The organism is Alteromonas infernus, assembly GCF_902705815.1.
The window spans coordinates 17479-36555 of sequence record NZ_CACSIG010000075.1; the positions used below are offsets into that span (position 1 = coordinate 17479).

Sequence of the window (19077 nt, forward strand, 5' to 3'; positions counted from 1 at the left end):
CGCTTTTTATTTAGCTACTCGCTTTTTACAGCGCCTAACTTATTACCCCCGCGGCGCGATATAGCTGAATATGTACATCCACCAGCGCTGCAATATCTCGCTGATACCCTCCACCAATAACGGCTGCAATAGGCACACCTAATTGTTCGGCCAGCGCGAATACGATTTTGTCTCTTTCGTACACCCCTTCGGTGGAGATATGTAAATGCCCTAAATCGTCATTCACGTGCACATCAACACCGGCATCATAAATAATAGCATCGAGCATCGGGCTGAAATTGCCTTTTTGCTAGTGCCAGCGCTTGTTCAAGTGTTTGTAGGTACTCATCATCTTCGGTACCTTTGGCAAGCCCAATATCGATGTCTGATTGCTGCTTTCTATAAGGAAAGTTCTTTTCTCCATGTATAGACAAGGTAAAGATATCTCTATCATTTTCAGCAAGCTTTGCCGTTCCATCGCCTTGGTGCACGTCTAAATCAACGATAAGTACATTATCAATAGCGGACGATTTTTGCATGGTTTTCGCCGCAAGATATAAATCGTTAAATAAACAAAACCCTGAGCCGAAATCAGCAAAAGCATGATGATACCCACCGGTTAAGTTAAGCGCTTTGCCGTGCTGTAATGCTAATGAGGCAGTTAAGCATGTGCCAGCAACCGCGGTTCGGGTGCGCTCGATGAGCTGCTGTGACCACGGAAAACCAATGCGCCGCATGGCTTTCTTATCTAAATTGCCGGATGTGAGCGCCTCTACATATTGACGGTCGTAGTTGTCTGTCAACACAGAGAAATCTAAAGGCGACGGAGTAATAAAACGCGCCTTGTCTATTCCTCGCCTTATTAATTCATCTCGAATACCCACATATTTCTCTATGGGAAAGCGATGCCGTTCGGGAAGGTCTAGCTGACTGTATATGGGGTGAAAGACTAATGGCGTTGTCATCAATTTCGGTACACTCTTCACTTCACGTACTGGTTTTAATTACTTGCGGCTTGGCAACGAAAAAAGGAGCATGACTGCTCCTTTTTCAATAAATAGCGTTTGATACTGACAAAGGGACGCTAGCGGGTCAAACTGTTCACCACTTTTTCTACGTTTTCTGACATACTTTTCATAGAGTGAGACATATCGTCGCGCTGTGCGAGCTGGTGATACTTCTCTGAAGAGTTAACCACATTGCTTATTATCATCTCAACTTGATGCAATACGGCCTCTTGTTCATCTGCAGCCTCGTTAAGCGCAACCACTACACTCGCAGTCTCTTGAATATCTTTTACCACGTTATTTAACGTTTCAAGCGCTGTAGCAGCCTCCGCTGCGTTAGTATCAGATAACTGTTTGCCTGATGACATAGCCGCAACAGCCCCTTTTGCTTCGGCTTCAAAGCTGCTTAATATATCGTTAATTTCTTTCGTCGATTGCTGCGTTTTAGCGGCGAGGGCGCGCACCTCATCAGCGACCACCGCAAAACCTCGCCCGTGCTCCCCTGCTCTCGCGGCTTCAATTGCTGCGTTAAGCGCTAAAAGATTGGTTTGGTCCGCTATTTCATTGATGACATTCACAACTTTTAAAATATTCGTACTGCGGGTTTGTAAATCTGAAACAATGTCGCTTGATTCAGTCACCGTTTTAGCTAATTGTTTAAACCCGGCATTGGCGCTTTCGAATGTGGCATAACAGCTTGCCACATTTTTTTCAGAATTATTGGTTGCTACCGCTACCTGGTCGGTTATCGCCACCAAGTTTTGTACGATTTCTTTAAGCTTGTCAGTACTACTATCTAAAGAGCGGGACGCGTCGCGTTGATCATTAGCGCCTTCCATAATCGACTGACTGACATTCCCAAGGGTACCAAACGCTTTATCAATTTCTCTCTCTGCCTGCTGGAGCTGCGCAACAGACTCTTTTAGCTTGTACTGTAAAGCCCGTGCAGAGTTCGCCAGCATACCAAGCTCATGATCGCTTGTATAAGTAAGCGCATAGTCATAATGACTGTTCGCTAGGTTTGATATACATGCAGCAACCTCTTTAGTAGGCTTAATGACCTGCAAACGCAAGCGGGCGATGACATAAACTACAGACAATACAGACAATACGATTGCTGCCAGTATTATCACCCAAAGCATACTTCGCGTATTCGCTTTAAGTGCAGCAATTGCACTGGCTGAATCCGACGCTATATCTGAGGCAATGCCGCTTAAAAGCTTCGCCGGCTCTCTATCAATACCACGAACATAACTATCGCCTACTTTTGGATCAAACCCCGAATCGACAAATGCGTTATAACCTTCGCGGTATTTTTCAGCCATGACGGCGTGAGCCTGTTGAAACTGCCTAATGTTCGATTTAACGCTATCGTTGATAACCGCACTTGATAACATCTTGTCGAATTGGCGAGTAATATCCGCTTCACGTTGTTTGAAGCGCTCCCAATATTTTACTCTATCCTCTTTTTTATGGCCGCGAAGCAGTACGTTTTTCCATTCCTGAACCTGTGTTTTGAATGTACTTAGCGTGGTATTTACGTCACGCTCTGACTGTACTAGAGTATTTTCTAGTTCATCAAAAGCATTAAGCAGTGAAAACGATTTTAAAATAGACGCACCGTTTAACAATACGAGGATAAAGAAGCTGGCTAGAACGGGCGTCATAACCAAACGGCTGATGCTAGTGTAGTTGAACACGGCTTAACCTTTAGTATAAATTCAAAGAAGGACGTCGCCATTAAATGATATTTTTATGACGGTATGGTTACATGGTACGTATAAATAAGCATACGTTTATATAACGACTCATACGAATATTGTTCGCAGTAGCTCTCACAAAAAAAGAGCCCGAAAGCTCTTTTTTGTTTATTGCATTAAAGCAGGTTATTCCCACTCAATGGTAGCAGGCGGTTTACCTGAAATATCATAGACCACACGGCTGATGCCGTCGATTTCATTGATAATGCGGTTCGACACTTTACCTAAGAAGTCGTATGGCAGGTGCGCCCAGTGTGCTGTCATAAAGTCGATGGTTTCTACCGCTCGAAGGCTTACCACCCAGTCGTATTTGCGGGCATCACCCATTACGCCAACTGAGCGCACGGGTAAGAATACCGTGAACGCTTGACTTACTTTCTGGTAAAGATCGGCGGCATACAATTCTTCGATAAAGATAGCATCGGCACGACGAAGTAAATCGCAATACTCTTTCTTTATCTCGCCTAACACACGTACGCCTAGACCCGGACCAGGAAACGGGTGACGGTAAAGCATGTCGTATGGCAAGCCTAGTTCTAAGCCAATTTTACGTACTTCGTCTTTGAATAGCTCACGCAGTGGCTCAACTAGCCCTAGTTCCATATCTTCTGGAAGGCCGCCTACGTTATGGTGAGACTTAATTACGTGTGCTTTACCTGTTGCAGAGCCCGCTGACTCGATCACGTCTGGGTAGATAGTACCCTGTGCTAGCCACTTGGCATTTTCTAACTTACTCGCCTCTTCATCGAATACGCGAACAAACTCGTTACCGATGGCTTTGCGCTTAAGCTCTGGGTCTTCAATGCCTTTAAGGCGGTCTAAGAAACGCCCTTCTGCATCGACACGGATAATGTTTAACCCAAAGTGGTCGCCAAACATTTCCATTACCTGGTCAGCTTCATTTAGGCGTAACAGCCCGTTATCTACAAATACACAGGTGAGGTTTTTGCCTATAGCACGGTGAAGCAGCATGGCAGTAACTGAAGAGTCTACGCCACCTGAAAGACCAAGAATAACTCTCTCATCACCTACTTTTTCTTTAATGCGCTCAATGGCATCTTCTATTATCGCTCCTGCCGTCCACAGCTTTTCACACTTACAAATATCCATTACGAATTGGGTAAGTAAGCGCATACCTTGGCGGGTGTGAGTCACTTCTGGGTGGAATTGAACACCGTAGAATTGCTTCTCTTCGTTATACATTGCAGCGTGAGGGCATGACGCCGTTTGCGCAATAGTTTCAAAGCCTTCAGGAATAGCGGCCACTTTGTCCCCATGACTCATCCATACATCAAGCAGGGCTGCGCCGTTATCACCAATGGCATCTTCAATTTTATCAAGTAGCGGGCTTGGTTTAATCACTTCAACCTGCGCGTAGCCAAACTCGCGCTTATCAGAACCTAATACACCACCGCCTAATTGGTGAGCCATTGTTTGCATGCCGTAGCACACGCCTAATACAGGCACACCAGCTTCAAATACATAATCTGGCGCTCGCGGAGAGCCTTCTTCTGTGACCGACTCAGGCCCACCAGATAAAATGATACCTTGCGGATTGAATTCGCGAATTTGCTCTTCCGTGACATCCCAAGCCCATAGCTCACAGTAAACACCAATTTCGCGAACGCGACGTGCAATTAACTGCGTGTATTGCGAGCCAAAATCCAAAATGAGTATGCGTTGGTCGTGGATATTTGTGGTCATGTTTTGTTTTTACCCGTTAAATAAAAGAACAAAGGCTGGTGTAGTACCAGCCTCGCAGTCGTCGGTCGCCTTAACCTAAACGGTAATTTGGCGCTTCTTTGGTTATGCTTACATCGTGTACGTGACTCTCGCCCATTCCGGCAGACGTAACGCGCACGAATTGCGCTTTGGTGTTCATCTCTTCAATAGTAGCACAGCCAGTTAAGCCCATAGCTGAACGTAAACCGCCCATTTGCTGATGAATAATGTTCGCAATCGGCCCTTTATAGGCGACGCGACCTTCGATACCTTCTGGTACCAATTTTTCAGCGTTGTTAGACTCTTGGAAGTAACGATCTGATGAACCATGGCTTTGGTTCATTGCACCTAGCGAGCCCATACCGCGGTACGACTTGTAGTAGCGGCCTTGGAACAGCTCTACTTCACCTGGTGATTCTTCGGTGCCCGCTAGCATACTGCCAACCATTACACAGCTTGCGCCGGCAGCCAGTGCCTTGGCAATATCACCAGAGAAACGAATACCGCCGTCAGCAATAACGGGAATATCGGTATCTTTAAGTGCTTCAACAGCATCAGATACCGCAGTAATTTGAGGTACACCGCACCCGGTTACGATACGGGTAGTACAAATTGAACCAGGGCCAATACCTACTTTAACCGCATCTACGCCCGCATCAGCTAGTGCTTTTGCGCCGTCGCCCGTTGCAACGTTACCCGCAATAATTTGGATGTCTGGGAAATCTGCGCGTACTTTCTTAACGCGGTCAATAACGCCCTGTGAGTGGCCGTGTGAAGTATCGATAAGCAGAACGTCAACGCCAGCGTCAACCAATAGTGCAATACGCTCATCAGTACCTGGCCCTACACTCACTGCAGCGCCAACACGAAGGCGGCCTAATTCATCTTTACATGCATTAGGTTTATTTTCAGCTTTTTGAAAGTCTTTAACGGTGATGAGGCCGGTTAGCTTGAATGCATCATCAACCACGAGAATTTTTTCAATACGGTGTTCGTGCATAAGGTCTAACACCACGTCAGAGCTTGCACCCTCTTTAACCGTAACCAAATCATCTTTGCCGGTCATCACATTGCTAATAGGTAGCTCTAAGCGCTTTTCAAAGCGAAGGTCTCGACCAGTAACAATACCAATAAGGTTATTGTCTTTATCTGTTACAGGGAAACCCGAGTAACCAAGGCGTTTAGAAAGGGAAATAACGTCACCGATAGTCGCATCTTTATCTACCGTTACCGGGTCAGATACCACACCGCTTTCATATTTTTTAACTTCGCGTACGTGTTTAGCTTGCTCTTCTGGCTTCATGTTCTTGTGAATGAAACCAATACCACCCTCTTGTGCTAGCGCGATTGCTAGGCGGGCTTCAGAAACCGTGTCCATGGCAGCTGACACCATTGGGATATTAAGCGTTACATTACGCGTAAGGCGCGTTTGTAAGTTTGCAGTGTGAGGGAGGACGGTCGAGTGGCCGGGAACCAGCAACACATCGTCGAACGTCAGGGCTTCTTGGATGATACGTAGCATGCAACAACACCTATTCAGTTGAGGGTTAATTGCGGCGCAATTGTAGTGTTTTTTGTTTTTCAGGTAAACTCTAAATGTATTAAACCTTGTGATTTTTTTTATGTTTACAAATTCGCCATCTACCTCTCGACAAATTTTAACAGTTACTAAGCTAAATCGCCTCGCCAGAACCGTACTAGAGGGCGAAATTGGTCTTATTTGGCTATCTGCAGAAATATCAAACTTTGTGGCCGCCGCTTCAGGGCATTGGTACTTCACCCTGAAAGACAATAAAGCGCAAGTTCGCGCCGCCATGTTTAAAGGCGCTAATCGCAATGTACGCCTTCGCCCAAAAGAAGGCGATAAAATTTTAGTGCGCGCTTCGGTAGGACTATATGAAGCCCGCGGTGACTATCAACTTGTTGTTGAGCACATGGAAAGCGACGGTGAAGGTGCGCTTAAGCAAGCGTTTGAAGCATTAAAATTCAAGCTTAATAATGAAGGGCTATTTGATGCAACGAATAAGCGGCCACTGCCTGAACGTATAAATCGCATTGGAGTGATCACTTCATCAAGCGGCGCAGCGCTTCACGATGTCTTAAGCGTATTGAAACGCAGAAGCCCGCAAACTGAGGTTATTGTTTACCCATCTATGGTACAGGGTGAAGCCGCACCGCTTCAGCTAATTAATGCGCTGCGTAAAGCTAACCAACGTTCAGAGGTCGACGTGCTTCTACTCACCAGAGGCGGAGGCTCGCTGGAAGATTTATGGTGCTTTAACGATGAAAGCTTGGCCAGAGAAATAGCCGCCAGTACCCTTCCCATCGTGAGCGCCGTTGGCCACGAAGTAGACTTTACCATTAGCGACTTTGTGGCTGATGTACGCTCTCCCACCCCATCTGCTGCGGCAGAAATTTTAAGTCAAGACTCTACAGCGCTCTATCAAACCATAAACCAGCAGAAGCAGCGTTTGGCCCGCGCGATGAACCATTGTATTCAGGCGAATAAGCAACAACTGACCCTTAAAAAGCAGCGCTTAGATGCTCTGCACCCGCAAAGTCGTATACAGTCTCAGTGGCAAACCTTAGACAGGTTACAGCTGCGCTTAGTACACGCAATGCAAAGGGATATGTCCACTGCGGAAAAGCGCGTTCATGCGCTTAACTACCGATTAAATCAACAATCGCCTGCGGCGCGTGTAGCCCGAGCGAAAGACAAACTTAGTTACGCAAACGCTAAGTTGATCGCTACTATGACTGCCTTGCTCAAAAACAAGAAAAGTGAACTCGGTGGTTCCGTAACACTCTTACAATCTGTAAGCCCGCTCTCTACGTTGGCTCGAGGCTACAGCATTACCCTTACTGATAGCACTACGGTTAATAACGTTAGCAAGGTTAATGTAGGCGATGAGATAAAAACACGAGTGACTGATGGCGAAATAACCAGTACAGTGACAAATATTCAACGGCAATAGGTAGCCTTTAGTTTTATGCCCGTTAAGGTAAACCCGAATTCTTTTTTCACATTACACCGACGGGCGCTTTTTCCTGCTCCCGTTATACAGGGGTTTGTGCTGCTTTTTACCCTGTATTTTTCCCTCTCACTTTTACCCAGTTTGGCCTGGGGAGCCGAAGTTAACCTACCGGTATCCGTTTTCTCTACCTATCCCAGCGACGCCCTGCAACAATCCTGTCAAACCCAACGCCAAATAGATGTTGAAACGAAAACGGTCACTTCTTTTAAACCTCAACATGAAAGTATTGATGGCTACGTCAATGAAAGTGCCTTATTTGCTAACAACGAATTATGTATCGAAGATGCCATATCCCCCGATGCCTTTATTGAGCAAATAATAAAATCTGGCGTTTTTACTAACCTTCGCCCTTTTGGCGAGGGTAACGATTACGAATTGCTTATAGCAAATGTCGGCCCAGCACCAAGGACTACACATGATAATTTAATGCCAAAAGACGCTAAACAATATGCTGAATTTACAATACAGTGGCGCGGCATTGAAATAGACTCAGCGTCGTTTAGTGCGTCATTAAATAACGATACTAATAAAATAAAAAGTAAAAGGCAGGGTTCACAAGAAGGTATAGCTAACGCCCAACAACAAGCCCCACAAACACTTGTTTCAAAATGGCTTGACTATGCAGAACGTACGGGGCTATTCACAAGCCAATATTTATTTACCGCGCTAGAGGCAAGCAATTATGAAAGCGCGTTACAGGTACCTAGTGCGGTGGGTGAATTTACCAAATTAGCTACTCAGCTTTACGCTGACCCCTTTAGCGGCGCGATAACCCGTTATACGCATCCGGCATACGAAGATGCATTAATTGACGTTACCGTTTACCCCTTTTTAGAACAACTTACTCTCGACGAAAATGAGTTGCTGCCAAAGCAGTTAGAGGAAGACCTAAAGCGAGCCAAGAGTAACGCACAAATACAAAAACTCACCTTGTCCCAAGTAAAGCCCGCTGCTCGCTACGAGGTTAATAACCAAATTTTTGGATGGCGATTAGGCCTTAGCGCGACTTCTGAATCATCACCATCCATCTATGCCACCACCTACGTTTTTCGACGACAAGATAAAATTATTAAAGTATCTACCACTTTCCCGCCCGACTATTCGGACAATATAGTGGATAAGCTCATTGTAAAAATAGAAGTACCAGAAGAATCTAAAATGATGAAAAACGTGCGCGCACTGCTGTTGCAGCGGCCTCAACAGTAAGTACATTTGCCATTGGGTAGCTTACATTGATATTCAGGCAATTAACCGAGGTCGCTATTTCGCGGAAAGACGCTTGATAAAAGAGGTTTTAGGCGTTGCTTTTGGCTTCACATTATCGCTAAGTACATAAGTTTTTAACTGTTGTTTTGGTTTATATCTGTCATACCAGTTATACACCTGGTTTTTTTGAAGTGATGAGGTGTGGTTATATGATTTCACTACTGACACAGTAACTCCCTAATGCTGCTTGCCAATGTCATTTATAAATGATGTTTATTGCTGTTTAGCAAGCCCTCGCCATAGACAGAAGAACATGCGTAGCAACTAGGTAGAGCAAAAAGAACACCAGTATTCAATTATTTACGCATATTTCTACGCATGCGCTTTTCTATTGATAGCGCGTCCGGTACACGTCGTAAACATAAGTAATGAAGCCTCTCTTGCCTCGACTCGGCCCACCCATTCCTGCAAGGTTTACACGCGCCATGTAATTCTGATACATCAAGACTTCGTGCCCTATATATCCTGCACGTACTGCTTAGGACGCTGGAATAAGCGAAATACCCATCAAAGGCAAAAAGGTTTAGATTATATGGCGGCGTAAGCGAGTTTTACTCACAATATAGCGAGGGGCGGCAGCTTAAAAGCACGCAAATAAAGGAAGGGGTTGCTACCTAGATACAACTAGGTAGCTATTTAAATCGACGCTTACTTTTTCTCTTTGTAGTAAGACATCATACGACGGCGCTTGCGCTGCTGCGCCAAAGTAAGGTTGTTCTTTTTACCTTCAAAAGGGTTGTTACCCTCTCTGAACTCAATCTTGATAGGCGTGCCCATTATTTCTAACGCTTTTCTGAAGTAGTTCATTAAGAAGCGTTTATACGAGCTCGGTAAATCATCTACCTGATTACCATGAATAACGATAACAGGTGGGTTGTACCCGCCTGCATGGGCGTATTTCATTTTCACCCTGCGACCGCGCACAAGTGGCGGTTGGTGGTCATCTTGCGCCATTTCCATAATTTGAGTAAGCAGCGCAGTATTAATACGCTTCGTCGCGCTCATGTAAGCTTCTTGTACCGACTCAAATAAGTTTCCAACGCCTGAACCGTGCAAAGCAGAAATAAAGTGAATACGCGCGAAGTCAATAAAGCCTAAACGACGGTCCATCTCGCGCTTTATATCATCTTTAATATCGGTACTTAACCCATCCCACTTATTTACCGCCACCACCAGTGAGCGTCCAGAATTGAGTACAAAACCCAATAAACTCAAATCTTGATCGGTGATGCCTTCTCTTGCATCGATAACCAGCAGCACGACGTTGGCTTCTTCGATAGCCTGTAGCGTTTTTACAATTGAAAATTTTTCTACCGCTTCGCTGATTTTTTTACGCTTTCTAACACCTGCGGTGTCAATCAAAATATATTCTCGTTCGTCCCTTTCCATTGGGATGTAAACGCTGTCGCGTGTGGTACCAGGCATGTCGTAAACGACCACGCGCTCTTCACCAAGAATACGGTTTGTTAACGTAGACTTACCCACATTTGGCTTACCCACAATAGCCAGTTTAATAGGCAACTCTTGTAAGCGCTGACGCTGACTTTCTGCATCTTCCTCTTCTTCAGGCGCTTCGTCGATGATCTCCATATCAGGGAAGTCTGACTCAAGGGGTTTTAGCGCATCTTGCAGTAACTGGCTAACACCGCGACCATGTGCCGCAGCAATTTGCTTTATTGCACCAAGTCCAAGGGAGTAAAACTCTGCACTTTCACTGTCACCGTCAATACCGTCAACTTTGTTAGCAACGACAAAGATCTGTTTATTAATACGGCGTAAGTGATCGGCAATACCTTGATCTGCAGGAAGTAAACCCGCTCGTGCGTCAACCAAAAACAGTACAACGTCTGCTTCTTCTATGGCTAAAAGCGACTGCTGTGCCATTTCTGCATCAATGCCCTCTTCGTCGCCTGTAATACCGCCGGTATCCACTACAATAAACTGACGCTTTTCAAATTTCGCTTGACCGTATTTACGGTCACGAGTTAGCCCCGGGTAGTCAGCAACAAGTGCGTCACGAGTATTTGTAAGGCGATTAAACAAGGTTGACTTACCTACATTCGGGCGGCCAACCAAAGCAACAACGGGTAACATTTATCAGATCCTAAGGGTCATGAAAGCTAAAAAAGCACAAGCCACACACCAAATACAACTAACTTGGTTTTGAGATTGCGTCTCTAAATACGTGGTGTTTTACAAGAGGCTTTTGAGAATGGCCGCATTATACCTTGTTCACTACCTAATACCAATGCAGTTCGCTGCGAGTTTAATCGTGAGCTTTTCGAGAATGCCTAGGGTTTATTTAATCGGTTGATGGGTTTTCGCCCGCCAAAAGAAAAGGCGCTTCAAGTATGCCTTGAAGCGCCTTAGTTAAGCTTATTTACTGTAGCGTATCTACATCGATTAATTAGGTACTTGTACCGATGCCACTACACCATTTCGCGTAACAGCAACAACACTGTCGTCAACTTTTAGCGGTGCTGCGAAAATAGCGTCGTCTTCGTCATCGCCACCCACATCCAGTCGCGCTACCACTTCGCCAGTTTCTTGCTCAATCCAATGCAAGAATCCCCAGTTGTCGCCAACCACAATGTGATCGCCAACCGGTGTAGCCGCAGTTAATGAGCGCTTCTTGAGCAAACCCTGAGACCATAGCTCTACGCCATTTCGTCTATCCAGCGCGTATACATTTGAGTTGTTATCAACAACAAAAATCTTATTGCCGTCGATGTTCAAGTTACGAAACGATGCGTATTCACGCTTCCAAATAACCCGGCCCGAGCGCAATTCAACGGCTGCTAGCGTGCCGTTATACGAAACCGTGTAAACTGTTCCACCAAATAAAACAGGTGTTGTATCAATATCGACAATACGCTCAAGTTCTGTTGCACCTGATGGTGTTGCTATAACCGTTTCCCACGCCAACACACCGGTTTCGATAAGGTTTACCTGAATTTTTCCGGTGGGTGTTCCAACTATGACACCACCGTTTGAGGCGATAGGACCTGAAATACCACGAAGTGTTAACGGGGGCGTGTCACCTTCATGTCTCCACACCTCTTCGCCAGTACGGGTATTGAAGCCAAAAAGGCTACCTGCACCTGTGTTTACCACAAGGATACCCTCATCGGCAGCTGGCGCCGCTAAGATTTCACCTGGCACGGTTGCATCCCACGCCAGTTCGCCGGTTTCTGCGTCCATCGCGGCGATATAGCCATTTTCAGTACCAATAAATACGTGTCTATCTGCTACTGAAATACCACCGATCCGTGCTGTTTCACCGCTGCGCCATAATTTGGTTACTGCGCTCATCATGCTTTCAGAGCGAAATTGCGCGAAATCTTTTTCCCACAACACTTTACCCGTTTCCGGCTCCATCGCCACTACTGCGCCGTGACGGTCTGCTGCGTAGAGCTTATTATAAGCATAGACAGGACGAAGGCGAGAAAAGTAATGATCAACACCATCACCAATATCACGCTCCCAAGCTAGCGTTGGAGAGAATTTGGCTTCAATTGGTTTTAAACGACGAATTTCGATTTCTTCTTCGTCAGCAAACCAGTCTGAAATTGTAGAGCAGCCAGACATTGTGATAGACACTGCTAATGCCATACCTATCGTGCGAGCAAATCGACCTTTACGGCCACACGTGTTGTGAAACAAATTGCGTACCTCTTTATTTTTTATACCAGCCCAAAGGCTAACGCTTACTGTGATGCTGAAACCGATAAGTTATCTAGCTTCATTTGTAAAAGCGGGTTATTGGCATTTTTTTCTAACGCATTTGAATAAGCTAAACGAGCATCATCAAACTTACCTTGTTTTTGATACACATCGCCTTTTAATTCAGAAACCTCTGCTGAAAATGCGTCGTTAGTTACGTTGCTAAGCGTAGACAACGCCGCGTCCAGCTGGTTCATTTCAATTTGCACTCGAGACAAACGAAGTGACGCAAGTACCTTAAGCTCGTCATTTTCAGCAAAGGTGACTACGCTATTTAAATGAGACGCAGCGGCATCTAAATCGCCAGTATCTACCGCTTGTTTCGCGGCAAGAAGACCGGCAATGCTGGCATAGCCACTGTCTTTGTTTTCTTCAATGAACGCATTCACTTTAGCATCGCTACCTTCGCTTCCGAAGGTTTCAACCGCATTTTGATAAGCAACTGATGCTGCTTCTTTACTCTCAATTTGTGTTTCTGAATAGTAGCGCCAGCCCCAAAGGCCGCCTAAACCTAGCGCTGCGCCCACAATGATGGCAGTACCGTGCTCTTTCCAAAAACGCTTTATCGCTTCTACTTGTTGTTCTTCTGTTGCGAACTGTTCCATGATGTCCTCTTCTTATTTTGCGCTCAGCATCTCAGCAACCTTATCCGCTAAGGTGTCAAAGCTTACTGTAACTTGTTCTTGACCGTCGCGTAGCGGTTTTACACCCACTTCACGAGACTGCATTTCGTCACTACCTAACAACAGCGCCAAACGTGCACCGGTTTTGTCTGCACGCTTCAATTGCTTTTTAAAGTTGCCGCCACCGCAGTGCATCATAATGCGGATATTAGGCAGCGCGTTACGAAGCGCTTCTGACACTTCTATGGCATAAGGCTGGGCATCGTCACCCATAGCTGTCACGTAAACATCGGCAAAGCTTGTATCTTGGCCTTCTTCGGTTAGCGTGGTCAGTAACAGTACCAAACGTTCAATACCCATGGCAAAACCAACCGCTGGAGTCGCTTTACCACCTAACTGTTCGACTAGACCATCATAACGACCGCCAGCACACACTGTGCCCTGCGCACCCAAGCTATCGGTTACCCATTCAAACACTGTTCTGTTGTAGTAGTCTAACCCACGCACTAAGCGCGGGTTAATTTCAAATTCGATACCGGCTTGTGTAAGTCGCGCACACAATGTGTCGAAATGTGCCTTAGACTCATCATCTAAGTGATCGATAAGGGCCGGCGCGTCTGCAATGGCAGCCTGAACATCTGGGTTCTTCGAATCAAGCACGCGAAGCGGGTTGGTTTCAAGGCGACGCAGCGAATCGTCATCAAGCTGGTCAGCTCTTTCTTTTAAAAACGCCACAAGAGTATCGCGGTACGCCGCACGTGCCTCGTTCGAGCCTAGCGTGTTGATTTGTAGTTTTACATGCTGCTCTATGCCAAAGGATTTCCAGAAGCGTGCACTAAGGAGGATCACTTCTAAATCTATGTCAGGTCCATCCATGCCATAGGTTTCAACACCAAATTGGTGAAACTGGCGATAGCGACCTTTTTGTGGGCGCTCGTGGCGAAACATTGGGCCCATGTACCATAGTCGCTGTTGCTGGTTATACAGTAAACCATGCTCGTTACCCGCACGCACGCAACTTGCTGTACCCTCTGGACGCAGCGTCAAGCTATCGCCATTTCTATCTTCAAAGGTATACATTTCCTTTTCAACGATATCGGTAACTTCACCAATAGAGCGCTTAAATAGATCGGTGCTTTCAACGATGGGGGTGCGTATTTCCTGGTAGCCATAACTCGCCACAACCTGACGAAGTACAGATTCTACCTTTTGCCATGTGCCGGAAATCTCCGGTAGGCAGTCATTCATGCCTCGAATTGCCTGAATAGTCTTAGCCACGTGAAATTCTCATACTGCTAAATAGTGAAAAGCCCCGCATTATAGGGGCTTTGGGAGTAAACAACAACGAACAAAAAGGTCTCTTAGTCTTTCACCGAAACCTGAATTTTATTTTGCTCGCTTAGGCGCGCTGCTTTAGCACGGATTTTCGCTTCTAGCTTGTCAACGAGATCGTCATTTGGAAGGCGTTCTTTAACCCGTTTCCCGTCCTCGTAAAGGCCGCTCATATTGCGTGCGCCGGTAAGCCCTAAGTCAGATACTTCAGCTTCCCCAGGGCCGTTAACCACACACCCGATAATGGAAACATCCATTGGGGTTAGAATATCTTCTAGCCTTTGTTCTAAGGCGTTTACCGTGCCGATAACATCAAACTCTTGTCTTGAGCAGCTAGGGCATGCAATAAAGTTGATACCGCGAGAGCGAATGCGCAGCGACTTTAAGATATCGAAGCCAACTTTGATTTCTTCGACCGGGTCAGCAGCAAGTGAAACACGTACTGTATCACCTATGCCTTCGGCCAGAAGCATACCCAAACCGACGGCGCTTTTAACCGCCCCAGCTCGTTGCCCACCGGCTTCGGTAATACCTAAATGAAGGGGTTGGTCGATTTTTTGTGCCAATAAGCGATAGGCGCCAACAGCCAAAAATACATCAGAAGCTTTAACACTGACTTTAAACTGGTCAAAATTGAGCTTATCTAGAATATCTACATGGCGCATGGCTGACTCAACCAGCGCTTCTGGCGTGGGCTCACCATACTTTTCTTGTAAGTCTTTCTCTAGCGAGCCGCCATTAACACCAATCCGAATAGGAATATTTTTGTCTTTCGCGCAGTCAACCACAGAGCGAACGCGCTCCATATTGCCAATGTTGCCCGGATTTATGCGCAAGCAGTCTACGCCGTACTCTGCCACTTTCAGCGCTATACGATAGTCAAAGTGAATATCGGCGACCAAGGGTACGCTTACTTGCTTCTTTATTTCCTTGAATGCTTCTGCCGCTTCCATGGTAGGTACAGATACACGAACTATCTCACCACCGACAGCTACAATTCGGTTTATCTGATCAACTGTCGCTGCCACATCTGTGGTGCGAGTATTTGTCATGGATTGAACAGCAATGGGAGCACCATCGCCAATGGGAACATTACCTACATTAATACGCGTAGACTTTCTGCGTTTAATAGGGCTTTCTGCAAACATCTAATTACCTATAAAGGAAGTGCGAACCGAGCTGTTTTACCATTTTGGTATGAAGAAATATCAACAGACTCGCCGTTAACTGATATGCGCACATTATCCGGTGCACCGAGCGTAACTTCAACAGGAGGTACGCCTTGAATTTCCATAACGCGCCCTTTTTGCTTAACCCCATAGGCTATTGCTTCACCAGACGCGTCTTTAATATTTACCCAGCAATCATCGTCAAAGGTAAAAGTCATTGAGATAGGTGCTGCACTACTTTGTGTATTGATTTTCAGGCTAGACTGTTGAGCTTCATTGTCGCCGCTAACTAGCGCCGTTAGATTATTGCTATCATCGACGGTTGTATCTGGGGCCGAGATAGCCCCATCGTTTAAACTACCGTCTTGAGCAAAGTCATCATCTTGTGGGCCGGTGTCTTCACCAGACTGCGACTCGCCCACTTCAGCGCTACGCGACGTTAACGTGTCATTACCTAAGGTTGATGCTTGCGAGGCAGTATTGTCTGATGAAATACGCTTTTCGGCCTGTGAACTACTCGTTCCACGTTCGGTTGATGAAATAGGCGTATTAGCAGCTTCACGCTTAACCGCTTCGGTAAGGGGTAACTCGGCAACTGACTCGTCATTAGGTTGTTGATACCACCAGACCACTACACCGGCTATAATAAGAAGCAGAATAATGTAAGTAACCATCATCCATCTGTCATCGTGTGTCTGTTTTGCGACACGCTTTGAAAAACTTTGTAGCTTTTCAGAAGACGGAACAGATGTTTGGTTGTGAAACCGCTCAAACGCTTCAATAACCTCATGAGAATTCATGCCTAATTGCTTAGCATAATTTCTTACGTATCCCTTCGTAAACGTAACCGACGATTTCTCATCAATAACGTCACTTTCTAAATCATTGATTTGAAATGATTTTAGAAATAATTTATCGGCAATGTCTTGTTGGGACAAACCTAGCGTTTCACGGCGCGCTTTTAGCATTGCCCCCGGGCTTGGCGTATTTTCTTGTTGTTGCGAAGTTACTTCTTGATTCGCTTTTTCTTCTGACACCATTAAACCTTATTCCTCCTGCATATTCGGTGGTACTAACCAAAGCGTCTGACCAGCAATAATAGCGCCAGTATTTTCTAGGTTATTCCACTTTAGCAGTGTTGCCATTTTGATATTGTGCAATAAAGAAATACGATATAAGTTTTCACCTTCTTTTACTACATGGAATTTGTCACTTTGCTCAGATAATTCAATATTTTGCTTTTGTTCGTTATCTGAAGGGGATGTTGAAGTTGTGGTTTGCTCATCGTCATTGGGCTCAACACGCTGGCTTTGCTCCCCCGCATCATCAAGTTCTGCCTCTGAAGTGGTTGATTGCTCTGCGTTTTCGCCCTGTTTTTGCTTTTCCACTTGAGCGCCTGCCTGCTGGCTTTCTACTTCGTTTACAGGCGAAGACTTAACAGTTCTAACGACCCTATTTTGCAAACTATCTCGTTGAACAAGGTAGCGTTTCGTCAGTTCACTTTCGGGAAACACCGAAACCATCATTTCGCCATAGTCTCTAGCCGCTTCGAGATCCCCTTGGCCTTTGGCAACTTCATACGCTAACCATAAATAGTCAGGTGTGATTTTTGCGACGCGCTCGTATTTACTCAATGAAGACTCAGCAAGGCCCCACTGCTCAGACACAGCGTAGAGCTCGCTTAATAGAAAGAGGGTTTTTCCTCGGGCTGGTTGGTGTTTCAAGGCGTCTTGAAGGTAGCCTATCGCCTCATCCACTTTTCCTTGGCTTTGTGCACATAGCGCAAGGTTTTCGTAAGTTTGCGCTGCATTTGCATAAAGGCGGTTGTTGATAGCATCAAAGAAATAGGCTTTAGCTTTATCGTATTCCCCGTTTTGACACTTAAACGCACCATAGCTGTTTGCAATGTCACCATTCTCAGGCGCTAAGTCTATCGCTGATTTGTAGAACTCTTCGGCACGGCGGTTGTCGCCTACTAGTTGATAGTAGTAGGCCATGGCGAACTGAACATCGGCAGAGCGAGGGTCAAAAGCCAGCGCTTTGTCTAAATTCTTTTTCGCTTGCGTGTAGTTGTTGTTTTGAAGGTAGGTAAGACCAAGGGACGTTCTCGTTTTAGCGGCTTCCTCATGATCGAAGTTACCCCCGTATAAATCAGGCTGGTTGTTGCTTACACAGCCAGTCACCATTATAACGGCACTCAATAAACTAACCCGAAGTGAAGTACGCAATCCCGCAACCATAGTCTTACCCTATTATCTTAATGATTATTGGGCCATTTTTACCGAAATCGCTTCGCCCTTCACCTGTTTTTTTAACAATCTTTTCGTTCTATCAACTACATCGCCTACTAATTGACCGCACGCAGCATCAATATCATCGCCGCGGGTCTTGCGAACAACCGTGGTAAACCCGTATTCCATAAGCACTTTCGAGAATCTATCGATACGGGAGTTACTCGAGCAGGTGTACGGTGACCCCGGGTATGGGTTGAACGGTATTAAATTAATTTTACTCGGCGTATCTTTTAATACTTTCGCCAGCTGGTGCGCTTGTTCAGTACTGTCGTTGATATTTGAAAGCATCACGTACTCAACCGTTACACGGCCCTGGTTTGCCTTTGATTTCGCTAGATAACGACGTACGCCTGCTAAGAATGCTTCTATATTGTATTTCTTATTCACCGGCACGATTTCGTTGCGTAGTTCATCCGTTGGCGCGTGAAGCGATATCGCGAGGGCTACATCTATTTGGTCGCCCAGCATATCAAGCGCTGGCACCACTCCAGAGGTACTTAACGTTACGCGACGTTTTGACAAACCAAACCCAAAATCATCTAGCATGATATCCATAGCCGGTACAACGTTTTTAAGGTTAAGTAATGGCTCACCCATGCCCATCATTACCACGTTGGTGATGGGGCGTTTACTTGAGTCTTTCGACAGACCAAGGAATGTAGCAACACGCCATACCTGACCAATAATTTCGCTGACGCTGAGGTTTCGGTTAAAACCCTGCTGCGCTGTCGAGCAGAACGTACACTCTAGTGCACAACCTACTTGTGATGAGACACACAAGGTTGCGCGATCGGTTTCGGGGATCCACACCGATTCCACTTCCTGTCCACCTTCAAGGGTCAATGCGAACTTGATAGTACCGTCACTGGCTTCTTGAAAATACGCAATTTCAGGTGCTTTAATTTCACAGTTCTCAATAAGCATGGCACGAAGGTTTTTATTGAGGTTACTCATTTCCTCGAAATCGCTAACACCGTGCTGGTAAATCCATTTCATTACCTGATCGGCACGAAACGGTTTCTCGCCCATTTCCTTGAAGAAATTGCGCAAGCCTTCGCGATTTAGGTTTAATAAGTTAGTTTTTGCCATGAATAAGATGACCCTTTTACCTTCGAGGGTTCCCCCTCTTACTGCTGAAATTGATGTAATAACCAGCGTTCTGACTAC

13 protein-coding genes and 1 pseudogene are annotated in these 19077 nt (G+C 45.8%); 2 read left to right on the top strand and 12 right to left on the bottom strand.

Going from position 1 to position 19077, the window contains the following annotated elements; translation table 11 throughout:
- Positions 1 to 34 precede the first annotated feature (34 nt).
- The 4 genes and pseudogenes from ACX5J7_RS17155 to guaB form a co-directional block, all read right to left on the bottom strand.
- Positions 35 to 944, bottom strand: a pseudogene (locus ACX5J7_RS17155) (histone deacetylase family protein).
- A 119-nt stretch (positions 945 to 1063) separates the two neighbouring features.
- Positions 1064 to 2686, bottom strand: a complete 1623-nt coding sequence (locus tag ACX5J7_RS17160; RefSeq protein WP_498707655.1) for a methyl-accepting chemotaxis protein — start codon at positions 2684 to 2686, stop codon at positions 1064 to 1066.
- A 186-nt stretch (positions 2687 to 2872) separates the two neighbouring features.
- On the bottom strand, positions 2873 to 4450 hold the full coding sequence (guaA, locus tag ACX5J7_RS17165; RefSeq protein ID WP_012517552.1) for a glutamine-hydrolyzing GMP synthase: 1578 nt from the start codon (positions 4448 to 4450) through the stop codon (positions 2873 to 2875).
- A 70-nt stretch (positions 4451 to 4520) separates the two neighbouring features.
- The gene (gene guaB, locus ACX5J7_RS17170; RefSeq protein ID WP_012517551.1) at positions 4521 to 5990 is read right to left on the bottom strand and encodes an IMP dehydrogenase; all 1470 of its coding nucleotides are present in this window, start codon (positions 5988 to 5990) and stop codon (positions 4521 to 4523) included.
- Positions 5991 to 6090: 100 nt separating this feature from the next.
- On the opposite strand from guaB, the gene xseA reads away from it, so the two are divergent.
- Both xseA and ACX5J7_RS17180 read left to right on the top strand, forming a co-directional pair.
- Positions 6091 to 7443, top strand: a complete 1353-nt coding sequence (xseA, locus tag ACX5J7_RS17175) for an exodeoxyribonuclease VII large subunit (protein WP_023559789.1) — start codon at positions 6091 to 6093, stop codon at positions 7441 to 7443.
- 15 nt (positions 7444 to 7458) lie between these two features.
- The gene (locus ACX5J7_RS17180; protein WP_498707656.1) at positions 7459 to 8709 is read left to right on the top strand and encodes a hypothetical protein; all 1251 of its coding nucleotides are present in this window, start codon (positions 7459 to 7461) and stop codon (positions 8707 to 8709) included.
- A 708-nt stretch (positions 8710 to 9417) separates the two neighbouring features.
- On the opposite strand, the gene der is transcribed toward ACX5J7_RS17180, so the two are convergent.
- The 8 genes from der to rlmN all read right to left on the bottom strand — a co-directional run bounded on the left by der (position 9418) and on the right by rlmN (position 18999).
- On the bottom strand, positions 9418 to 10863 hold the full coding sequence (gene der, locus ACX5J7_RS17185; protein ID WP_012517547.1) for a ribosome biogenesis GTPase Der: 1446 nt from the start codon (positions 10861 to 10863) through the stop codon (positions 9418 to 9420).
- 309 nt (positions 10864 to 11172) lie between these two features.
- On the bottom strand, positions 11173 to 12432 hold the full coding sequence (bamB, locus tag ACX5J7_RS17190; protein ID WP_012518994.1) for an outer membrane protein assembly factor BamB: 1260 nt from the start codon (positions 12430 to 12432) through the stop codon (positions 11173 to 11175).
- A gap of 44 nt (positions 12433 to 12476) precedes the next feature.
- A complete protein-coding gene (locus tag ACX5J7_RS17195) occupies positions 12477 to 13097 on the bottom strand; it encodes a YfgM family protein (protein WP_498707657.1) in 621 nt (206 codons plus the stop codon).
- A 12-nt stretch (positions 13098 to 13109) separates the two neighbouring features.
- Positions 13110 to 14393: a histidine--tRNA ligase gene (gene hisS / locus ACX5J7_RS17200; RefSeq protein WP_157316347.1), complete on the bottom strand. Its 1284-nt coding sequence runs from the start codon at positions 14391 to 14393 to the stop codon at positions 13110 to 13112.
- Positions 14394 to 14476: 83 nt separating this feature from the next.
- Positions 14477 to 15595: a flavodoxin-dependent (E)-4-hydroxy-3-methylbut-2-enyl-diphosphate synthase gene (ispG, locus tag ACX5J7_RS17205; RefSeq protein WP_012517543.1), complete on the bottom strand. Its 1119-nt coding sequence runs from the start codon at positions 15593 to 15595 to the stop codon at positions 14477 to 14479.
- Positions 15596 to 15603: 8 nt separating this feature from the next.
- Positions 15604 to 16656: a RodZ domain-containing protein gene (locus ACX5J7_RS17210; protein ID WP_012518997.1), complete on the bottom strand. Its 1053-nt coding sequence runs from the start codon at positions 16654 to 16656 to the stop codon at positions 15604 to 15606.
- A gap of 6 nt (positions 16657 to 16662) precedes the next feature.
- The gene (gene pilW / locus ACX5J7_RS17215; RefSeq protein WP_341456321.1) at positions 16663 to 17856 is read right to left on the bottom strand and encodes a type IV pilus biogenesis/stability protein PilW; all 1194 of its coding nucleotides are present in this window, start codon (positions 17854 to 17856) and stop codon (positions 16663 to 16665) included.
- Positions 17857 to 17880: 24 nt separating this feature from the next.
- Complete coding sequence (gene rlmN / locus ACX5J7_RS17220; RefSeq protein ID WP_012518999.1) at positions 17881 to 18999, bottom strand: dual-specificity RNA methyltransferase RlmN; 1119 nt, start codon at positions 18997 to 18999, stop codon at positions 17881 to 17883.
- Positions 19000 to 19077: the final 78 nt, after the last annotated feature.

Excerpts from the sequence above, each read along its gene's own strand:
- der (WP_012517547.1), bottom strand. The coding sequence starts at position 10,863 with ATGTTACCCGTTGTTGCTTTGGTTGGCCGCCCGAATGTAGGTAAGTCA.
- guaA (WP_012517552.1), bottom strand. The coding sequence starts at position 4,450 with ATGACCACAAATATCCACGACCAACGCATACTCATTTTGGATTTTGGC.
- pilW (WP_341456321.1), bottom strand. The coding sequence starts at position 17,856 with ATGGTTGCGGGATTGCGTACTTCACTTCGGGTTAGTTTATTGAGTGCC.
- rlmN (WP_012518999.1), bottom strand. The coding sequence starts at position 18,999 with ATGGCAAAAACTAACTTATTAAACCTAAATCGCGAAGGCTTGCGCAAT.
- ACX5J7_RS17195 (WP_498707657.1), bottom strand. The coding sequence starts at position 13,097 with ATGGAACAGTTCGCAACAGAAGAACAACAAGTAGAAGCGATAAAGCGT.
- ACX5J7_RS17180 (WP_498707656.1), top strand. The coding sequence starts at position 7,459 with ATGCCCGTTAAGGTAAACCCGAATTCTTTTTTCACATTACACCGACGG.
- xseA (WP_023559789.1), top strand. The coding sequence starts at position 6,091 with ATGTTTACAAATTCGCCATCTACCTCTCGACAAATTTTAACAGTTACT.
- guaB (WP_012517551.1), bottom strand. The coding sequence starts at position 5,990 with ATGCTACGTATCATCCAAGAAGCCCTGACGTTCGACGATGTGTTGCTG.
- ispG (WP_012517543.1), bottom strand. The coding sequence starts at position 15,595 with ATGTTTGCAGAAAGCCCTATTAAACGCAGAAAGTCTACGCGTATTAAT.
- ACX5J7_RS17210 (WP_012518997.1), bottom strand. The coding sequence starts at position 16,656 with ATGGTGTCAGAAGAAAAAGCGAATCAAGAAGTAACTTCGCAACAACAA.